The following is a 17,517-nucleotide window of genomic DNA, read 5'->3' on the forward strand; positions in this document are numbered from 1 at the left end:
GGGACCCGGTGACACACTGCGAAGCCCCCGGCCCGGGAACGGGCCGGGGGCTTCGGTTGTGTGTGGACCCATGGGGGGACGTGGCGTGTTCGGCATCATCAGGCCCTGTCGGCACCGGCTGCCGGCCGGACTCGGCGAGCAGTGGATGGCGCATTTGTGCGGCCTGTGCCTGGCCCTGCGCGGCACGCACGGTCAGGCGGCCCGGCTGGCGACGAACTACGACGGCCTGCTGATATCCGTGCTGTACGAGGCCCAGGCCGCGCCGGAGTCCGGGCCGGTGCGGCGTACGGCCGGTCCGTGCCCGCTGCGCGGCATGCGCACGGCCTCGGTCGCCAGGGGAGAGGGCGCGGCGCTGGCGGCCGCCGTCTCCCTGGTGCTGGCCTCGGCCAAGCTGCGCGACCACGCGCTGGACGGGGACGGGGCGTTGCGCCGCCGTTCGCTGGCGGTGGCGGCCGGGCGGGTGGCGCGTGGCTGGGAACGGGCCGGAGCCAGGGGCGGGGCGGCGGTGGGGTTCGACGCGACGGGGCTCACGGACGCCATCGGCCGGCAGCAGGAACTGGAGGCGGCGGCGGTGCCGGGCGGGCCGCTGCTGACCGTGACCGAGCCGACCGAGACGGCGACGGCCGCGGCGTTCGCGCACACGGCCACCCTGGCGGGGCGTCCCGGCAACGCCCGGGCACTGGCGGACGCCGGACGGTACTTCGGGCGGCTGGCGCATCTGCTGGACGCGGTGGAGGACCAGGATCAGGACGCGCGCGACGGTGCCTGGAACCCGCTCACCGCGACCGCCACCTCGCGGGCGGAGGCACGGCGGCTGTGCGACGACGCGGTGCTGGGGGTGCGACTGGCCCTGCGGGAGGCGGAGTTCCGCGACGAGCGGCTGGTGCATGTGCTGCTCGTGCACGAGCTGCGGCGGGCGGTGGACCGTACGTTCGCCGGTCCCGGCGGGGCGGCGTGCCGGCACGGTGCCACCGCGCAGGCGACGCCCGATCTCACGGACCCGCCCGATCTCACGGACCCGCCGGACCTCGGGCGCCGTCGGCGGGGCTGGGCGGCCGGCTGTCTGGTCTGGTCGGGCATGTTCTGCACCTGCCAGATCTGCTGCCGCGAGGACTACACGGATCCGTGGACCGGCAAGCAGCGCCACGGCTGCTGTCACTACTGTGACTGCTGCAGCGGGTGCGACTGCTGCTCGTGCTGTTCCTGCGGTGACGACGGCGGGTGCTGCGACTGCAACTGCGGCTGCGACTGCTGACTCGGGATCAGGTACGGGGCCCTGCGGGAGGGCGCCGACGAGCCGCCGGCCCGGGCCGCGGACCCACCTCATCCGGTCGCGGCGGCCGGGGAACGTCCAGAGCCGCCCGCGGGTGCCGGCCGTCGGGCCGGCACCCACGGGCGGTCGGCGCTCAGCCGCGCTCGGCCGCCACCAGCTCCGCGATCTGGACGGCGTTGAGGGCCGCGCCCTTGCGGAGGTTGTCGTTGGCGACGAACAGGGCCAGACCGTGGTCCACCGTCTCGTCACGGCGGATGCGGCCCACGTAGCTGGCGTCGCGGCCGGCCGCCTGCTGCGGGGTGGGCACGTCCGACAGAACCACACCCTCGGCGTCCGCCAGCAGCTCGCGGGCCCGGTCGGGGCTCAGCGGCTGGTCGAAGCGGGCGTTGATCTGGAGGGAGTGGCCGGAGAAGACCGGCACCCGCACACAGGTGCCGGACACCTTCAGGGCCGGGATCTCCAGGATCTTTCGGCTCTCGTTGCGGAGCTTCTGCTCCTCGTCGGTCTCGTCCAGGCCGTCGTCCACGATGGAGCCGGCCATCGGCAGCACATTGAAGGCGATGGGCCGCACATAGTTGTTCGGGGCGGGGAAGTCCACCGCGGTGCCGTCGAAGGTCAGCCGGGTGGCGTCCTGGGCGACGGCCGCCCGCGTCTGCTCGTCCAGCTCGGCGACGCCGGCCAGACCGCTGCCGGAGACCGCCTGATAGGTGGCGACGACCAGGGAGGTGAGCCCGGCGGCGGCGTGCAGCGGACGCAGCACCGGCATCGCGGCCATGGTGGTGCAGTTCGGGTTGGCGATGATGCCCTTGGGGCGGTCGGCGATCGCGTGGGGGTTGACCTCCGAGACCACCAGCGGGACCTCGGGGTCCATGCGCCAGCCGGAGGAGTTGTCGATCACCACGGCACCCGCGGCGGCGACCTTCTCGGCCAGCGCCCTGGAGGTGGTCTTGCCCGCCGAGAACAGCACGATGTCCAGGCCGGAGTAGTCGGCGGTGGCGGCATCCTCGACGGTGACCTCGCCGCCCTGCCACGGCAGCGTACGGCCCGCGGAACGGGCGGAGGCGAACAGCCGCAGCTGATCGGCCGGGAACTTCCGTTCTGCCAGAATCCCGCGCATCACACCGCCGACCTGGCCGGTGGCTCCGACGATCCCGATCTTCATGTGGCTCCTTGCGTCCATGACTGTCCAGCTCACGTCCCGTGCGCCGGGGCTTCTACCCTGCCTTGTCCATTCGACAACAGCTAATTCTTTGATGTCGGTCACGTCCGCCGAGGGAGACCGTGAAGATACTTCTGTATGGAAGTAACGCCCATGAAACGCGGCCGAACTAGCCTCCGGGTGACCGGCGCGTACCGCCCGGTGACGACGGCGAGGTGGAACGACGGATGCGACTGACCCCGCACGAGCAGGAGCGGCTGCTGATCCATGTGGCCGCCGACGTGGCCGCCCGGCGGCGCGACCGGGGACTGCGGCTCAACCACCCGGAGGCGATCGCCCTGATCACCGTCCACCTCCTGGAGGGCGCCCGCGACGGCCGCACCGTGGCCGAACTCATGGCCTCCGGGCGCGAGGTCCTCACCCGCGCCGAGGTGATGGAGGGCGTCCCGGAGATGATCCACGACGTCCAGGTCGAGGCCACCTTCCCGGACGGCACCAAGCTCGTCACCGTCCACGAGCCCATCGTCTGACCTCCGACCCGGCGGGAGTACCCCCTGTGATCCCTGGCGAGATCCGCTACGCCGACACCCCCGTCCCGCTCAACGAGGGCGCGCCGGTCACCCGGCTGACCGTACGGAACACCGCGGACCGGCCCGTGCAGGTCGGCTCGCACTACCACTTCGCCGAGGCCAACCCCGGCCTGGACTTCGACCGCGCCGCCGCGCACGGCAAGCGCCTGGGCATCGCGGCGGGCACCGCCGTCCGCTTCGAGCCCGGCATCCCGGTGGAGGTCGAGCTGGTACCGATCGCCGGCCGCCGGATCGTCCCGGGGCTGCGCGGCGAGACGAACGGACCGCTGTGAACGGCGTACGCGGGGCCGCGGCCGGACCGCCGGTACCCCGCGCGCTCGGGTGCGGGACGGCGGTGGGCGCGGGTGCGCAATCGGCTGCGGAAGCGAACGGAAGGACGGGCGATGGCTGAACTCGGCAGGGCGGCGTACGCGGATCTCTTCGGCCCCACCAGCGGGGACCGGGTGCGGCTGGCCGACACGGATCTGTTCATCGAGATCGAGGAGGACCTGTGCGGCGGCCCCGGCCGGGCCGGTGAGGAAGCCGTCTTCGGCGGCGGCAAGGTCATCCGCGAATCGATGGGCCAGTCCCGGGTCAGCCGCGCCGAGGGCGCTCCGGACACGGTGATCACCGGCGTGATCGTCCTGGACCACGACCGGACCGGCAAGGCCGACGTGGGCATCAGGGACGGCCGGATCACCGCGCTCGGCAAGGCGGGCAACCCCGACACCATGGACGGGGTGCATCCCGAGCTGATCATCGGCCCGGAGACCGAGATCATCGCGGGCAACGGCAAGATCCTCACCGCCGGCGGCGTCGACGCCCACGTCCATCTCATCTGCCCACAGATCGCCCAGGAGTCCCTCGCCTCCGGTGTCACCACCCTCGTCGGCGGCGGCACCGGCCCCGCCGAGGGCTCCAAGGCCACCACCGTCACCCCCGGCGCCTGGCACCTGGCCCGGATCTTCGAAGCCATGGACGGCTACCCCGTCAACCTCGGGCTGCTCGGCAAGGGCAACACCACCGCCCAGGACGCCATGCGCGCCCAGCTGCGGGCGGGCGCCGTCGGCTTCAAGATCCACGAGGACTGGGGCGCCACCCCGGCCGTCATCGACGCCTGTCTGCGGGTGTGCGACGAGTCCGGCGCCCAGCTCGCCCTGCACACCGACACCCTGAACGAGGCCGGGTTCGTCGCCGACACCCTCGCCGCGATCGGCGGGCGGTCCATCCACGCGTACCACACCGAGGGCGCCGGCGGCGGGCACGCGCCCGACATCATCACCGTGGTCTCCGAACCGCACGTGCTGCCGTCCTCCACCAACCCCACCCGGCCGCACACCGTCAACACCGTCGAGGAACACCTCGACATGCTGATGGTCTGCCACCACCTCAACCCGGCCGTCCCCGAGGACCTGGCCTTCGCCGAATCCCGTATCCGGCCCACCACCATCGCGGCCGAGGACATCCTGCACGACCTCGGGGCCATTTCGATCCTGTCCTCCGACTCCCAGGCCATGGGCCGCGCGGGCGAGGTCATCCTGCGCACCTGGCAGACCGCGCACGTGATGAAGCGGCGGCGCGGCGCGCTGCCCGGGGACGGCCCCGCCGACAACCACCGGGCCCGCCGCTACGTGGCCAAGTACACGATCAACCCGGCGATCGCGCAGGGCCTGGACCACGAGATCGGCTCGGTGACCCCCGGCAAGCTCGCCGATCTGGTGCTGTGGCAGCCGGCGTTCTTCGGTGTGAAGCCCGACGTGGTGCTCAAGGGCGGCCAGATCGCGTACGCCCAGATGGGCGATGCCAACGCCTCCATCCCCACACCGCAGCCGGTGCTGCCCCGGCCGATGTTCGGCGGTGTCGGCCGCGCCCCGGCGGCCAATTCCGTCAACTTCGTCACCGAGGCCGCCGTGCACGACGGGCTGCCCGAGCGCCTCGGAGTGGGGAAACGGTTCACCGCGATCCGCGACACCCGGCGGACCGGAAAGGCCGACATGCGCAACAACGACGCGCGGCCCCATGTCACCGTCGACCCCGACACCTTCACCGTCACCATCGACGGCGACCGCGTCGTACCCGAACCCGCCACGGAACTCCCCCTGGCCCAGCGATACTTCCTCTTCTGATGCCGGCCGCCGCACTGCTGCTGCTCGCCGACGGCCGCTTCCCCGCCGGATCCCACGCCCATTCCGGCGGGGCGGAGACCGCCGTACGCTCCGGAGAGCTCACCGGCCCCGAGGACCTCGCCGGCTTCTGTCACGGCCGGCTGCACACCACCGGACTGGTCGCCGCCGCCCTCGCCGCCGCCGGGACCGCCGGCCACGACCCGGGAGAACTCGACGCCGCGGCCGACGCCAGGACCCCCGCGCCCGCCCTGCGCGTCGCCGCACGCCGGCTGGGGCGGCAATTGCTGCGCGCCGCCCGTGCCACCTGGCCCGACCCCGCCCTCGACGCCGTCGCCCGCCGCCACCCCGGCGGCCTCCACCAGCCCGTCGTGCTGGGGCTGGCCGCCCGTGCCGCGGGGCTCACCCCGTACGACGCCGCCCAGGCCGCCGCGTACGAATCCGTCAGCGGCCCGGCCACCGCGGTGGTACGGCTGCTGGGGCTGGACCCCTTCGACGCCACCGCGCTGCTCGCCCGCCTCGGCCCCGGGATCGACGCCGTGGCCGCCCGCGCCGTCCAGGCGGCACTGGCCCTGCCCGCGCACGGCACCGACGCCCTGCCCGCCGCCTCCGCCCCGCTGCTGGACATCGCCGCGCAGCAGCACGCCGTGCGGACCGGCCGGCTGTTCGCCTCCTGACCGCCGCCCCACCGCCTCCCGAGGAGACCGCCCATGCACCTGAACCATCCCGAAACCTTCCCGGAGCGGCACACGCACGGCGCCGGACCTTCCCCAAGCTCTTCGGGCGGGGCACACCTCACGCGCCCGGACGGCCGGCGGCGCGCTTTGCGCATCGGGCTGGGCGGACCGGTCGGCTCCGGCAAGACCGCAACCGTCGCCGCCCTGTGCCGGGCGCTGCGCGCCGACCTGTCCATCGCCGTGGTGACCAACGACATCTACACCCGCGAGGACGCCGACCATCTGCTGCGCGAGGCCGTCCTGCCGCCCGAGCGGATCACGGCGGTGGAGACCGGCGCCTGCCCGCACACCGCGATCCGCGACGACATCTCCGCGAACCTGGAGGCCGTGGAGGAACTGGAGGACGCCAACGGCCCGCTGGATCTGATCCTGGTGGAGTCCGGCGGCGACAATCTCACCGCCACTTTCTCCCGGGGCCTGGTGGACGCCCAGATCTTCGTCATCGACGTGGCGGCGGGGGACGACATCCCGCGCAAGGGCGGTCCCGGGGTGACCGGCGCCGACCTGCTGGTCGTCAACAAGACCGACCTGGCGCCGTACGTCGGCTCCGACCTGGAGGCGATGGCGCGCGACGCGAAGGCGCAGCGCGGGGACCTGCCGGTCGCCTTCACCTCGCTGCGGGCGCCGGACGGGGTGGCGCCGGTGCGGGAGTGGGTACGGGAGCGGCTGGCCGCGTGGGCCGCACCGGACCCGGCGGCCGTATGACCGTCCGGGCGCGGGCCAGGATCACGGCGGCACCCGGTGGCCGGCTGCCGGTGCTGAGCGGTGAGGGGCCGCTGGCGGTACGGCGCACCCGGCCCCGGGAGCGGGCCGCGGGGACGTGGGCGCAGGTCACGACGGTCGGCGGGATGAGCGGGCCGCTGGGCGGCGACCGGCTGCGGATGTCCGTGACGGTGGAGCCCGGCGCGGCGCTGCGGGTGACCTCGGCGGCGTCCATGGTGGCCCTGCCCGGGCCGGGCCGGGACGGCGCTGAGGCGTCCTACGACACCGAGCTGACGGTGGGGGAGGGCGGCGTCCTGCACTGGTGGCCGGAGCCGCTGATCTGTGCGGCGGACAGCGTGCTGCGGATGACCACGCGGGTGGCGCTGGCGCCGGGCGCCCGGCTGTGGCTGCGGGAACAGCAGATCCTGGGGCGCGCGGGTGAACCGGCGGGGCGGCTCAGCACCCGCCTGATCGTGCGCGGGGGTGGGCGGCCCCTGCTGGACCAGGAATTGAGCTTCGGCCCCGGGGTTCCGGGATGGCGCGGCGGTGCGGTGCTCGGATCGCACCGGGCCGTGGGCCAACTGCTGGTGATCGATCCCGACTTCGGGAAACGGCCGGTGGAACCGGAGCTGCTCGGCCCCACCGCCGTCCTGACCCCGCTGGCGGGCCCCGGCGCCCTGGTCACGGCCCTGGCCCCGGACGGCCTGGCGCTCTCCCGCCTGCTGGCGCGCGGCGAGGACCTGATCACCGCCGGGCTGCGGTCGGGGTGAGGACGGGGTGGCCCCTCCCCCCTGGGGGCGGCGGCGCAGGGGTGCGCCGCATGGCGGGCCGCGCGGGTCGGGTCCGCGCCGCCAGGAGCGGGTAGCCGCCGCCGGCGGTCTGGCGACGGGTCCCGGCCAAGGGCGCGCCCCGGTCTCGCGGCCGGGTCAGCGCGGCCCTGTGGGGCGGGCGCCTCTCAGGAACTGTGTCACCGCTGTGTCCACGAGTCCCTCGAGCCGTCCCGGCTCGATCATGCCGCTGTTGACCATGGACGTGATCCCCAGGACGGTGGCGTAGATGATGAGCCCGATGTCCTCCGGGTCGCCCTCCTCCAACGCGCCGCGCTCCTGGCCCTCTTCGATCAGGTCGCCGATCTGCCCGAACGCGGCCGCCGCGGCCTCGGCGACCGCGGTCGCCCCCGGGCGGTGCTTGCTGGAGTTCATCAGCCCCGTCAGCGCGGCGTTCTCGGTCGCGAACCGGGCGTAGGCCCACGCGAAGGCGTGCAGGCGAGCGGGCAGATCGTCCTCGTCGCCGATCTCGTCCACCGCGGCCCGCAGCTCGGCGCCCAGGCGGACGAATCCCGACTCGGCGAGGGCGTCCAGCAGCGCGCGGCGGTCCGCGAAGTGCCGGCGGGGCGCCGCGTGACTGACTCCGATGTCCCGTGCCAGGTCCCGCAGGGAGAGCTGCTCGACCCCGTGCGCCCTCAGACTGCGCTCCGCCGCGTCGAGCAGCACCGTGCGGAGATTCCCGTGGTGATAGGGGCGCTGCTGGCTGGTGTCTGGCATGGAGCCAGCCTACTCAGCACAATGTTGCCATTGACAACAATGTTGCCACTGACTACTCTCGTGCCATGCCCAGATTCTCCCCGGCCGACCTTCCCGACCTGACCGGCCGCACCGCCGTCGTCACCGGCGCGAACAGCGGTATCGGGCTCGTCACCGCCCGCCTGCTCGCCGAGCGCGGTGCGCGGGTGGTCCTGGCCGTACGCGATCCGGACAAGGGGGAAGCGGTGGCGGCCACCATGACGGGCACGGTCCAGGTGCACACCCTCGATCTCGCCGACCTCTCCTCCGTACGGGCGTTCGCCCACAAACTCCCGGGCCCCGTCGATCTGCTGATCAACAACGCTGGTCTCTCCCTGGGGCCGCTCTCCCGGACCGCGGACGGATTCGAGTTGCAGTTCGGGACCAACCACCTGGGGCACTTCGCCCTGACGAACCTGCTCCTTCCGCGCATCAGGGGACGGGTGGTGACGGTGGCCTCACTCGGCCACCGGATCGGCTCCCTGGACTTCTCCGACCTCCAGTGGGAACGCAGGCCGTACCGGCCGAACGCCGCCTACGCGCAGTCCAAACTGGCCAACCTCCTGTTCGCCGCCGAACTCCAGCGCAGACTCACCCGCGCGGGATCACGTGTCATCTCCACAGCCGCGCATCCCGGCATCTCCTCGACGAACCTGATGCGGGCGGAGGAGAAGCCCTCCCTCGGCTTCCGCGCCGAGAAGTTCCTCGTCGGGCTCGTCGCCCACAGCGCCGAGGACGGAGCCCTGCCCACCCTGTACGCCGCCACCGCGGACCTTCCCGGCGACAGCTATGCCGGCCCCGACCGGCTGTGTGGCATGCGCGGTGCGCCGACGCTGGTCGGACGGGCCGCCCGGGCACGTGACGGCTCGGCGGCACGACGGCTGTGGGAGGTGTCGGAGGAACTGACCGGCACGCGCTTCCCCCTCGACACACCCGCGCCCCCCGCCTCGTGAAAGGAACCACCGCTGTGACCCGTCCACGGAAAGACCCGCGGAAGAAACCTCAGAAGAACGAACTCGCCGTCGTCTCCGGGGCATCGTCGGGCATCGGAGCCGCGACGGCGCAGGCCCTCGCCGCCATGGGCTACCACGTCCTCGCCGGGGTACGCACCGACAGCGAGGCCCACGCCGTCCGCGCCGACGGCGTCGAACCGGTCACCCTGGACATCACCGTCCCCGAACACATCGAGGCCCTGGCCCGACGGATCGCCGACGACCCCGAGCGGCGCGTCCTGCGTGTCCTGGTCAACAACGCGGGGATCGAGATCAACGCCCCCGTCGAAGTGCTGCCCCTTTCCCTGTGGCGCGAACAGTTCGAGGTGAACCTCTTCGGGCACATCGCCGTCATCCAGGAACTCCTGCCCTTCCTGCGGCGGAGCCGGGGCAGGATCGTCAACATCAGTTCCGTGGGCGGGGTGGCCGCGCTGCCCGTCTTCGGGGCCTACGCGGGAACCAAGTTCGCCCTGGAGGCGGCCAGCGACTCCCTGCGCCGCGAAGTCGCGGCGCACGGCGTGCAGGTGGTCGTCGTCCAGCCCGGCGGTGTCCGGACCGAGATGGCCGCCCGCAGCGGTGACATCTCCCTCGACCTCGCCGCCGGGATGACCACCGAGCACCAGCGCCTCTACGGCGACCTCATCAACGCGACGGTGTCGTCGAACACAGCCTTCCTGGAACGCGCCCTGCCGGCGGCCACAGCGGGGGCCAGGATCGCCAGGGTGGCGACCACACCCCGCCCACGCACCAGGTACACCCTCGGTACGGACGCCGCCTTCATCATCCCTCTCGCCCGTTTCCTGCCGGCCCGGCTGCTGGACGGCCTCCTCGCGGTGAGCCACCGGTCCCGGAAACCGAAACCCGTATCCACGCCCGCATCCGAGTCCGCAGGAAGTCCTTCATGACCACGCTCGCCGACCGCATCGAACTGATCGAACTGATGGGCCGCTACGCCGACATCGCCGACCTCAAGGAGTTCACCCGCCTCCCCTCCCTCGTCTACGCGGACTCGGTGACCCTCGATTTCTCCTCGGTCATCGGCCTGCCGCCGACGACCGTGCCGCTCGACGCGTACGTCCACGTGCTGGGCCAAGCCTTCGCCCCCTTCTCCGCCACCCACCACACCATCACCGGCCACGTCGTCGACATCGACGGCGATCGCGCGGCCCTCCACGCGCACGTCCGCGCCGAACACTGGGTGCCGAAGGAGCGGGCAGGCGGCGGGCCGGACCGATGGCTGGTCGTCGGCTTCTACGACAACGAAGCCGTCCGGACACCGCGCGGCTGGCGCCTCAACAGCGTCAAGCTCACCGCCACCCACCAGGAGAACAGCCATCTGGCAGGGCCTGTCCCAGGCGCCTGAGCACGCCCCGCAGCTCCTGGCACCGCTTGTACGGCGGGCCTGCCCCGGGGACGGGTGCGACGGGCTTCAGCCGAGGATGCCGCGTTCGTACGCCGTGGCGACGGCCGCCGCGCGGTCCTTGACGCCCAGTTTGGTGTAGAGGTGGGCGAGATGGGTCTTCACGGTGGCCTCGCTGATGAACAGCTCGGCGGCGATCTCCCGGTTGGAGCCGCCCTTGGCGACGAGCCCGAGCACCTGGCGTTCGCGGACGCTCAGCGCTTCGCCGACGGGCTCGCGGACCCGCGAGACCAGCCGTGTCGCCACGGCCGGGGAGAGCACCGTACGGCCCTCCGCCGCCGCCCGGACCGCCGCGAACAGGTCCTCGCGCGGGGTGTCCTTGAGCAGATAGCCGGTGGCGCCCGCCTCGATGGCCGGGAGGGTGTCGGAGTCGGTGTCGTAGGTGGTCAGGACCAGCACCTTGCTGCTCAGGCCGCGACGGCCGAGCTCGCGGATGGCCGCCACTCCGCCGCCGCCCGGCATCCGCAGATCCATCAGCACCACGTCCGGCGTCAGGCGCCGCGCCAGCTCCACGCCCGTGGGCCCGTCCGCCGCCTCGCCGAGGACCTCGAACTCGGGCGCGGTGGCGAACATGCCGCGCAGGCCGTCCCGGACGACGGGGTGGTCGTCAACGATCAGCAGGGTGATGGGGCGTTGCTCAGCCATGGCGCACCAACGGTACGCGAGCGGAGACCGCCGTGCCCTGGCCGGGCTCGGATTCGATGTCCACCGTGCCGGCCAGCCGTGCCGCCCGGGCCCGCATCCCGCCCAGCCCGAAGCCGCCGGGACTCTCCCTCGGGCGCGGCACCCGGAGGTCGAATCCCCGGCCGTCGTCGCGCACGTCCAGGGTCACCTCGTCGTCCATGTAGGACAGCGTGACCCCGACCCGGCCTGCCGCCGCGTGCCGCCCGGCGTTGGCCAGCGCCTCCTGGGCGATGCGCAGCAAGGTGGCCTCCACCTCCTCGTGCAACGGCTCCACGGTGCCGGTGATGGTGAACATCGCCTGCACCCCGAACTCCTCCGTCCACGCGTCCACGGCCTTCTTGAGGGCCTCGGCCAGACTGTGGTGCTCCAGCGCCCCCGGGCCCAGGTTCTGCACCGAGCGGCGGGCCTCGCCCAGGCTCGTCCTGGCCAGCGTCGCGGCGCGGGTCACATGGGCCCGGGATGTGGCCTCGTCGGTGGCGGCGGTGGCGGCCTGGAGCTGGGTGATGATCCCGGTGAGCCCCTGGGCGATGGTGTCGTGGATCTCGGCCGCCAGCCGCTGCCGTTCCTGGGTGGCCCCGGCCTCCCGGGCCTGGACGACCAGCATGTTCTGCAGGGCGGCGTTGTCCCGCAGCGCCTGCTCCAGACGGGTGTTGGCGCGCTCCAGCTCCTCGATGGTGGCGGCCCGGGCCCGGGCGCGCTCCTCCTCGCGGCCGCCGAGATGGCCGAACACCAGGGTGAGGGAGCCGTGCAGCACGAACAGCGCCCCGAACGCGCCCCAGGACACGCCCCCCTGCGGCGGGAAGCCTCCCATGTTGGAGCCGGCCATGATGACCGCGGTGGCCAGCAGTCCGGCCCGGACGGCCCGGCCGGGCAGCAGCCGGGCCGGGTCGAAGTAGCCGAGCACCGCGTAGACACCGAAGAACGGGTTGATCCAGTTGAGGGCGAAGGCGAGCGCGGCCCTCATCCAGTAGTACACCTGGCCGCCGACCGAGCCCGGCGGGTCGCCGAGGCGCAGCGCCCGCCCCCGCCACACCTGGAGGGCGACGGCGGCGGTCACCAGCACACCGCCGACGTACAGACCCCTGGGCGTGGTGATGATCCCGAAAGTGAGCAGGGACAGCAGCACGCTGAGCCCCAGCGCGCCGTAGGGGCCCCAGCGGTAGAACCGCTCCCAGCCCTCCTCGACCGTGATCCGGGTGTCCGTCATGCCCCCCAGCATGCCGTCCGTCTCCCCTTCGCCCGCCCGCACGGTGCTACTCCCAGCGGAACCGGCGGACGGCCACGGCGGTCAGCACCAGCGCCCACAGCGCGGTCAGCGCCAGCGGTGCCCAGCCGGGCCAGCTGCCCGTCGCGGCCTGGTCCAGGGCCTGGGAGGCGGCCCCGAACGGGGTCAGCTGGACGATCTCGCGCAGGGTGTCCGGCATCGTCTGCACCGGCAGCCACACACCGGCGGTGAACATCGCCGGGAAGAAGACGATGGTGCCCACCGTCTGCGCGATCTTGCCGGTACGGGAGACGGCCGCGATGGTGGCCCCCAGCGCCAGAGCGGCCCCCGCCGTGAGGACCACCGCCAGGACGTACCCGGCGAGCTGTCCCGGCAGCGCCACGTCGAACACCACTCTGCCCACCGTCAGGGCCAGCAGCACCGACAGGGCGATCGCCGCCCCGTGCAGCACCAGCTGTGCCGTCAGCAGACTCTGCGGCCGGGCCGGGGTGGCGGACAGCCGGCGCAGGATGCCGCGCTCGCGGTAGCCCACCAGCACCGCCGGCATCGACTGGATACCGGCCACGATCATCGACAGCAGGACGGCCACCGGCACGTACAGGTCGATGACCCGCCGGCCGTCCAGATCCTCGCCCACCTCGCGGAAGGCCGGGATCAGCCCCAGGATCGTGATCAGCGCGGTGGGGAAGACCAGAATCCAGAAGATCGCCCCCGGCTCTCTGCCGAACAGCCGGAACTCGCTCTTCAGCACCGCCCGGGAAGCATGTGTGGTCGACATGTCAGCTCTCCTTCGCGGTCAGGCCGAGATAGGCGTCGTCAAGGGTGGCGTCGGTGACCCGCAACTGCCGGACCGTGATCCGCTGCCGGGCCAGCAGGGCGATGACCGCGTTCGCCGACGCGTCGTCGCCCTCGATCACCAGCCGGTCGTCCTTGCGCCGCTCCCAGCGCACCAGCGGCAGCGCGGCCAGCTCGTCGTCGCTCAGCGGCCGGGACGGGACGAAGGAGATGACCGTGGAACCGGCCGCCCGCTCGATCAGCCCCTGGGGTGTGTCGAGCGCCGCGATCCGCCCGCTGTCGATGACCGCGACCCGGTCGCACAGCCGCTGCGCCTCCTCCATGAAGTGGGTGACCAGCAGCACCGTGACGCCCGAGTTCCGCACCTCCTCGATCAGCTCCCACGTCTCCCGCCGGCCGTGCGGATCGAGCCCCGTCGTCAGCTCGTCCAGCACGACCACCCGCGGACCGCCGATCAGGGCCAGCGCGATGAACAGCCGCTGCTGCTGACCGCCCGACAGCTTCGCGAACCGCGTCTCCAGCTGGTCACCCAGGCCCAGCCGCTCCGCCAGCGGCCGCCAGTCGGCCGGCCGCCGGTAGAACGAGGCGTACAGCTCCAGTGCCTCCCGGACCGTGAGCTTGGGCTGGAGCGCGCTCTGCTGCAGCTGCGCCCCCAGCAGTTCGGTCACCCCCGCGCGGTCCTGCAGCGGGTCGAGCCCCGCCACCCGCACATGCCCCTCGTCCGGCACCCGCAGACCCTCGACGCACTCCACCGTCGTGGTCTTGCCCGCCCCGTTCGGCCCGAGGATGCCGAAGATCTCCCCCTCGTCGACGGAGAAGGACACCCCGTCGACCACGGGCCTGCCCCCGTAACGCTTGCGCAGCCCGCTGACTTCGATGATTGCCATGCCCACCAGCGTTCCGCGGCGGGCACCCCCGCCACATCGCCCACCGGGCCAGACCTCGCATCCCCCGATCGGTGGATGCCGGCATCATCCCTGCCCGGCGCTCCGCAGCAGGTCCGGCAGCTTGCGCATGTCCTCGAACACCACCGTGTCCGCGCCCTCCAGCCACGGCGCCGGGGTCAGCCCGCCCGCGTACCCGAAGGACCGCATCCCGGCCGCCCGCGCCGCCCGCACCCCGTACTGGCTGTCCTCCACCACCGCGCAGCGCCCCGGCTCCACCCCCAGCCGCTGGGCGGCGTGCAGGAACAGGTCCGGCTCCGGCTTGCCCCGCGCCACCTCCGAGGCGCTGAAGATCCGCCCCTCGAACCGGTCCCACAGGCCGGTGCGGCCCAGCGTGCGCCGCATCTTCTCGTGCGAGCCGCTGGAGGCGATGCAGCGCGGCAGCACGATCGCCTCCAGGGCCTCGACGATCCCGGGCACCGGCAGCAGCTCCGCGTCGATCGCCGCCGCCAGCCGGGAGCGGTACAGCGCGTTCCACCGCGCCGCCGCCTCCTCGCCCAGCCGCTCGGCGACCTGCGCGCTCACCGAGCGCTCGGAGCGCCCCAGGAACCGGTCGACGATCTCCCGCTCGGTCAGCGGCCAGCCCAGCTCGGCACCCAGCTCCACACACACGCGCAGCGCCAGGGGCTCGCTGTCCACCAGCACCCCGTCGCAGTCGAAAATCACCAGTTCGATAGCGGAAGACACCCCCGCACCCTACCCCCGCCGCCGGTACGCCCCCCTGGCCCCGCCCGCGTCCGGTAGGTTACGCACCGTGGAGGAACTGGATCGCCGGATCGTGGAGTTGCTCGTCAAGGACGGGCGGATGAGCTATACCGACCTCGGAAAGGCCACCGGGCTTTCCACCTCGGCCGTGCACCAGCGGGTACGCCGCCTGGAACAGCGCGGCGTCATCCGCGGGTACAGCGCCATCGTCGACCCGCAGGCCATCAGTCTGCCGCTGACCGCCTTCATCTCCGTCAAGCCGTTCGACCCCAGCGCCCCCGACGACATCGCGGAGCGGCTCGCCGAGGTGCCCGAGATCGAGGCCTGCCACAGCGTCGCCGGCGACGAGAACTACATCCTGAAGGTCCGGGTCGGCACGCCCATCGAGCTGGAGCACCTGCTGGCCCGGGTCCGTTCGCTGGCCGGGGTCTCCACCCGCACCACCGTCGTCCTGTCCACCCCGTACGAGGCCCGCCCGCCCCGGATCTGAGCCCCGCGCCCGCACCGGGGAGACTGGGCCCATGACCGACAGCTCCACCAGCACCACCCCCGGGCGGCCCCGCACCGTACTGCTGCGCCGCGGCGAGGTGCACAGCCCCGCCGATCCCTTCGCCACCGCGATGGCCGTCGAGGGCGACCGCATCGCCTGGGTCGGCTCCGAGGGCGCCGCCGACTCGCTCGCCGCCACCGCCGACGAGGTGATCGACCTCGACGGGGCCCTCGTCACCCCCGCGTTCACCGACGCGCACGTGCACGCCACCGCGACCGGACTCGCGCTCACCGGGCTCGACCTCACCGGCTCCGCCAGCCCCGGCGAGGCGCTCACCCGGATCCGGGAGTACGTCGCGGGCCGCCCGGCCGGCGCGGCGCTGCTGGGCCACGGCTGGGACGCCTCGGGCTGGCCCGGCGGACGCCCGCCCACCCGCGCCGAACTCGACGAGGCGGCCGGCCACCGCCCGCTCTACCTGACTCGCGTCGACGCCCACTCCGCGCTGGCCACCACCGCCCTGCTCGACCTGGTGCCCGGCATCACCGGCCTGCCCGGCTACCGGGCGGACGGCGCACTCACCGGGGACGCCCACCACGCCGTACGGCACGCCGCCGACGCCGCCCTCACCGATGCCCAGCGCGCCGACGCCCAGCGCGCCACGCTGCGCCGCGCCGCCGCCCTGGGCATCGGCACCCTGCACGAGTGCGCCGGGCCCGACATCTCCAGCGAGGACGACCTCAGGGGGCTGCTCGCGCTCGCCGCCGCCGAACCCGGCCCGCGCGTCGTCGGCTACTGGGGCGAACTGGTCACCGGCCCCAAGGACGCCGCCCGGGTGCGTGACCTCGGCGCGATCGGCGCGGGCGGCGACTTCTTCGCGGACGGCTCCCTGGGCTCCCACACCGCCCACCTGCACGCCCCGTACCACGACGCGGACCACACCGGCACCGCCCACCTGGACGCGGACACCATCGCCGCCCACGTTGCCGCCTGCACCGAGGCGGGGCTCCAGGCCGGCTTCCACGCCATCGGCGACGCCGCCATCGGCTCCGTCACCCAGGGCGTGCGCGCCGCCGCCGAGCAGGTCGGGCTCACCCGGGTACGCGCCATGCGGCACCGCGTCGAACACGCCATGCTGCTCACCGCCGGGCACATCGACGCCTTTGCCGAACTCGCCCTGACCGCCTCCGTACAGCCCGCCTTCGACGCCGCGTGGGGCGGCGAGAGCGGCATGTACGCGCAGCGTCTGGGCGCGGACCGGGCCCGTACGCTCAACCCGTACGCCGCCCTGCTGCGCGCCGGGGTGCCGCTGGCCCTGGGCTCCGACGCCCCCGTCACCCCGCTCGACCCGTGGGGGACGCTGCGCGCCGCCGCCTTCCACCGCACCCCCGGACACCGGATCTCGGTGCGCGCCGCCTTCACCGCGCACACCCGCGGCGGCTGGCGCGCCATCGGCCGGGACGACGCGGGCGCCCTGGTGCCCGGCGCGCCCGCCGACTACGCGCTGTGGAGCACCGGGGAGCTGATCGTCCAGACCCCCGACGACCGCATCGCGCGCTGGTCCACCGACCCGCGGGCCGCCACGCCGGGGCTGCCCGATCTCACCCCGGGCGGTCCGACCCCCGAGTGCCTGCGCACGGTGGTGGCCGGACGGACCGTGTACGACCGGCTGAATGAGTGATCCCCGGACCCGGTGATACCGCCGAACGATGTGTGCTGGGTCTGTCGGTCCGGCGGCGTGGGCTGGCACTGACCTGGAGTTTTGATGAGAATCCCCAGGTCAGAAGAGTGTTGACAGGCGGCGGTCGGCGAGCGGTAGGTTCGGCCGGGTCCACCACAGGACGTCCGGCCGGCGCTCTTTCCGCGCAGTCGTCGAACGCTGCTGGGCCAGAGGGTGGGGCGCCGCTGATCCGGCGCCCCGTCACTGGGAGCCAGGTCCAGCGCCCGCGGCACGGGGGCGGAGGTTTCGTCCGGCCGGCTGGTGCGACCCGGGTGGGGCCCGGATGCTCAGTAGACAACGGCTTTCGGTCGACCCGCAGCCAGCGGGTCCCAGGTCGGCCCGAAGGGCACCCGGGCCCCGATCCCGCAGCGCGATGGTCTCCGCACGGGGCACCCCTGCCGTTGAAGCGGGGGAGGAACC

General features: G+C 73.4%; 19 protein-coding genes. 12 read left to right on the top strand and 7 right to left on the bottom strand.

From position 1 onward, the window contains the following. The first annotated feature begins 85 nt into the window (after positions 1-85). A complete protein-coding gene (locus H7827_RS25030; protein WP_432747414.1) occupies positions 86-1,255 on the top strand; it encodes a DUF5685 family protein in 1,170 nt (389 codons plus the stop codon). A gap of 151 nt (positions 1,256-1,406) precedes the next feature. Here the strand turns inward: H7827_RS25030 and H7827_RS25035 are convergent, their stop codons facing one another. Beyond that, positions 1,407-2,435, bottom strand: coding sequence for an aspartate-semialdehyde dehydrogenase (locus H7827_RS25035; protein ID WP_200368107.1), 1,029 nt, complete (start codon positions 2,433-2,435; stop codon positions 1,407-1,409). A 224-nt stretch (positions 2,436-2,659) separates the two neighbouring features. Between H7827_RS25035 and H7827_RS25040 the strand changes: the two genes are divergently transcribed. From H7827_RS25040 to H7827_RS25065, 6 genes are all read left to right on the top strand, one after another. Continuing rightward, on the top strand, positions 2,660-2,962 hold the full coding sequence (locus H7827_RS25040; protein ID WP_200368108.1) for an urease subunit gamma: 303 nt from the start codon (positions 2,660-2,662) through the stop codon (positions 2,960-2,962). Between the two features lie 26 nt (positions 2,963-2,988). After that, positions 2,989-3,294: an urease subunit beta gene (locus H7827_RS25045; RefSeq protein ID WP_030728120.1), complete on the top strand. Its 306-nt coding sequence runs from the start codon at positions 2,989-2,991 to the stop codon at positions 3,292-3,294. Between the two features lie 111 nt (positions 3,295-3,405). Continuing rightward, entirely contained in the window at positions 3,406-5,127 is a 1,722-nt protein-coding gene (locus tag H7827_RS25050) for an urease subunit alpha (RefSeq protein ID WP_432747415.1), read from the top strand. Further along, positions 5,127-5,801, top strand: coding sequence for an urease accessory protein UreF (locus tag H7827_RS25055; protein WP_432747416.1), 675 nt, complete (start codon positions 5,127-5,129; stop codon positions 5,799-5,801). Before H7827_RS25050 ends, H7827_RS25055 begins: the two co-directional genes overlap by 1 nt. A gap of 33 nt (positions 5,802-5,834) precedes the next feature. After that, the gene (gene ureG, locus H7827_RS25060; protein WP_432747417.1) at positions 5,835-6,566 is read left to right on the top strand and encodes an urease accessory protein UreG; all 732 of its coding nucleotides are present in this window, start codon (positions 5,835-5,837) and stop codon (positions 6,564-6,566) included. Further along, positions 6,563-7,333, top strand: coding sequence for an urease accessory protein UreD (locus H7827_RS25065; protein ID WP_386538309.1), 771 nt, complete (start codon positions 6,563-6,565; stop codon positions 7,331-7,333). The genes ureG and H7827_RS25065 overlap by 4 nt, the downstream gene beginning before the upstream one ends. A 156-nt stretch (positions 7,334-7,489) precedes the next feature. Here the strand turns inward: H7827_RS25065 and H7827_RS25070 are convergent, their stop codons facing one another. Next, positions 7,490-8,107: a TetR/AcrR family transcriptional regulator gene (locus H7827_RS25070; protein WP_386538286.1), complete on the bottom strand. Its 618-nt coding sequence runs from the start codon at positions 8,105-8,107 to the stop codon at positions 7,490-7,492. Positions 8,108-8,172: 65 nt separating this feature from the next. On the opposite strand from H7827_RS25070, the gene H7827_RS25075 reads away from it, so the two are divergent. The 3 genes from H7827_RS25075 to H7827_RS25085 are packed head-to-tail and all read left to right on the top strand — an operon-like array spanning position 8,173 to position 10,480. Then, positions 8,173-9,078, top strand: a complete 906-nt coding sequence (locus H7827_RS25075) for an oxidoreductase (protein WP_432747419.1) — start codon at positions 8,173-8,175, stop codon at positions 9,076-9,078. Between the two features lie 14 nt (positions 9,079-9,092). Beyond that, positions 9,093-10,022, top strand: a complete 930-nt coding sequence (locus H7827_RS25080) for an SDR family NAD(P)-dependent oxidoreductase (protein WP_432747420.1) — start codon at positions 9,093-9,095, stop codon at positions 10,020-10,022. Continuing rightward, positions 10,019-10,480 carry a nuclear transport factor 2 family protein gene (locus H7827_RS25085; protein WP_432747422.1) on the top strand — a complete coding sequence of 154 codons (462 nt, stop codon included), beginning with the start codon at positions 10,019-10,021 and terminating at the stop codon, positions 10,478-10,480. The genes H7827_RS25080 and H7827_RS25085 overlap by 4 nt, the downstream gene beginning before the upstream one ends. Before the next feature lie 66 nt (positions 10,481-10,546). Here the strand turns inward: H7827_RS25085 and H7827_RS25090 are convergent, their stop codons facing one another. The 5 genes from H7827_RS25090 to H7827_RS25110 form a co-directional block, all read right to left on the bottom strand. Beyond that, positions 10,547-11,182 carry a response regulator gene (locus H7827_RS25090; protein WP_030728094.1) on the bottom strand — a complete coding sequence of 212 codons (636 nt, stop codon included), beginning with the start codon at positions 11,180-11,182 and terminating at the stop codon, positions 10,547-10,549. Next, positions 11,175-12,428, bottom strand: coding sequence for a sensor histidine kinase (locus H7827_RS25095; RefSeq protein WP_432747423.1), 1,254 nt, complete (start codon positions 12,426-12,428; stop codon positions 11,175-11,177). The genes H7827_RS25090 and H7827_RS25095 overlap by 8 nt, the downstream gene beginning before the upstream one ends. 46 nt (positions 12,429-12,474) lie before the next feature. Next, positions 12,475-13,224 (bottom strand): ABC transporter permease, encoded by a 750-nt coding sequence (locus H7827_RS25100; RefSeq protein ID WP_432747425.1) that lies wholly within the window; start codon positions 13,222-13,224, stop codon positions 12,475-12,477. Position 13,225: 1 nt separating this feature from the next. Then, complete coding sequence (locus tag H7827_RS25105; RefSeq protein WP_432747426.1) at positions 13,226-14,128, bottom strand: ABC transporter ATP-binding protein; 903 nt, start codon at positions 14,126-14,128, stop codon at positions 13,226-13,228. An 84-nt stretch (positions 14,129-14,212) separates the two neighbouring features. After that, positions 14,213-14,872, bottom strand: a complete 660-nt coding sequence (locus tag H7827_RS25110) for an HAD family hydrolase (RefSeq protein ID WP_432747427.1) — start codon at positions 14,870-14,872, stop codon at positions 14,213-14,215. Between the two features lie 67 nt (positions 14,873-14,939). Between H7827_RS25110 and H7827_RS25115 the strand changes: the two genes are divergently transcribed. Beyond that, on the top strand, positions 14,940-15,380 hold the full coding sequence (locus H7827_RS25115) for an Lrp/AsnC family transcriptional regulator (RefSeq protein ID WP_030728082.1): 441 nt from the start codon (positions 14,940-14,942) through the stop codon (positions 15,378-15,380). 31 nt (positions 15,381-15,411) lie between these two features. Next, a complete protein-coding gene (locus tag H7827_RS25120) occupies positions 15,412-17,058 on the top strand; it encodes an amidohydrolase (RefSeq protein WP_432747428.1) in 1,647 nt (548 codons plus the stop codon). The last annotated feature ends 459 nt before the right edge of the window (positions 17,059-17,517 follow it).

The sequence above is a fragment of the Streptomyces sp. JH002 genome (assembly GCF_050916115.1).
Lineage (GTDB): Bacteria > Actinomycetota > Actinomycetes > Streptomycetales > Streptomycetaceae > Streptomyces > Streptomyces xiamenensis.

What these genes read in the sequence shown, in the direction of transcription:
- H7827_RS25050 (WP_432747415.1), top strand. Translation starts at nt 3,406, where the DNA reads ATGGCTGAACTCGGCAGGGCGGCGTACGCGGATCTCTTCGGCCCCACC.
- H7827_RS25105 (WP_432747426.1), bottom strand. Translation starts at nt 14,128, where the DNA reads ATGGCAATCATCGAAGTCAGCGGGCTGCGCAAGCGTTACGGGGGCAGG.
- H7827_RS25085 (WP_432747422.1), top strand. Translation starts at nt 10,019, where the DNA reads ATGACCACGCTCGCCGACCGCATCGAACTGATCGAACTGATGGGCCGC.
- H7827_RS25095 (WP_432747423.1), bottom strand. Translation starts at nt 12,428, where the DNA reads ATGACGGACACCCGGATCACGGTCGAGGAGGGCTGGGAGCGGTTCTAC.
- H7827_RS25070 (WP_386538286.1), bottom strand. Translation starts at nt 8,107, where the DNA reads ATGCCAGACACCAGCCAGCAGCGCCCCTATCACCACGGGAATCTCCGC.
- H7827_RS25075 (WP_432747419.1), top strand. Translation starts at nt 8,173, where the DNA reads ATGCCCAGATTCTCCCCGGCCGACCTTCCCGACCTGACCGGCCGCACC.
- H7827_RS25040 (WP_200368108.1), top strand. Translation starts at nt 2,660, where the DNA reads ATGCGACTGACCCCGCACGAGCAGGAGCGGCTGCTGATCCATGTGGCC.
- H7827_RS25120 (WP_432747428.1), top strand. Translation starts at nt 15,412, where the DNA reads ATGACCGACAGCTCCACCAGCACCACCCCCGGGCGGCCCCGCACCGTA.
- H7827_RS25055 (WP_432747416.1), top strand. Translation starts at nt 5,127, where the DNA reads ATGCCGGCCGCCGCACTGCTGCTGCTCGCCGACGGCCGCTTCCCCGCC.
- H7827_RS25035 (WP_200368107.1), bottom strand. Translation starts at nt 2,435, where the DNA reads ATGAAGATCGGGATCGTCGGAGCCACCGGCCAGGTCGGCGGTGTGATG.
- H7827_RS25065 (WP_386538309.1), top strand. Translation starts at nt 6,563, where the DNA reads ATGACCGTCCGGGCGCGGGCCAGGATCACGGCGGCACCCGGTGGCCGG.
- ureG (WP_432747417.1), top strand. Translation starts at nt 5,835, where the DNA reads ATGCACCTGAACCATCCCGAAACCTTCCCGGAGCGGCACACGCACGGC.
- H7827_RS25090 (WP_030728094.1), bottom strand. Translation starts at nt 11,182, where the DNA reads ATGGCTGAGCAACGCCCCATCACCCTGCTGATCGTTGACGACCACCCC.
- H7827_RS25100 (WP_432747425.1), bottom strand. Translation starts at nt 13,224, where the DNA reads ATGTCGACCACACATGCTTCCCGGGCGGTGCTGAAGAGCGAGTTCCGG.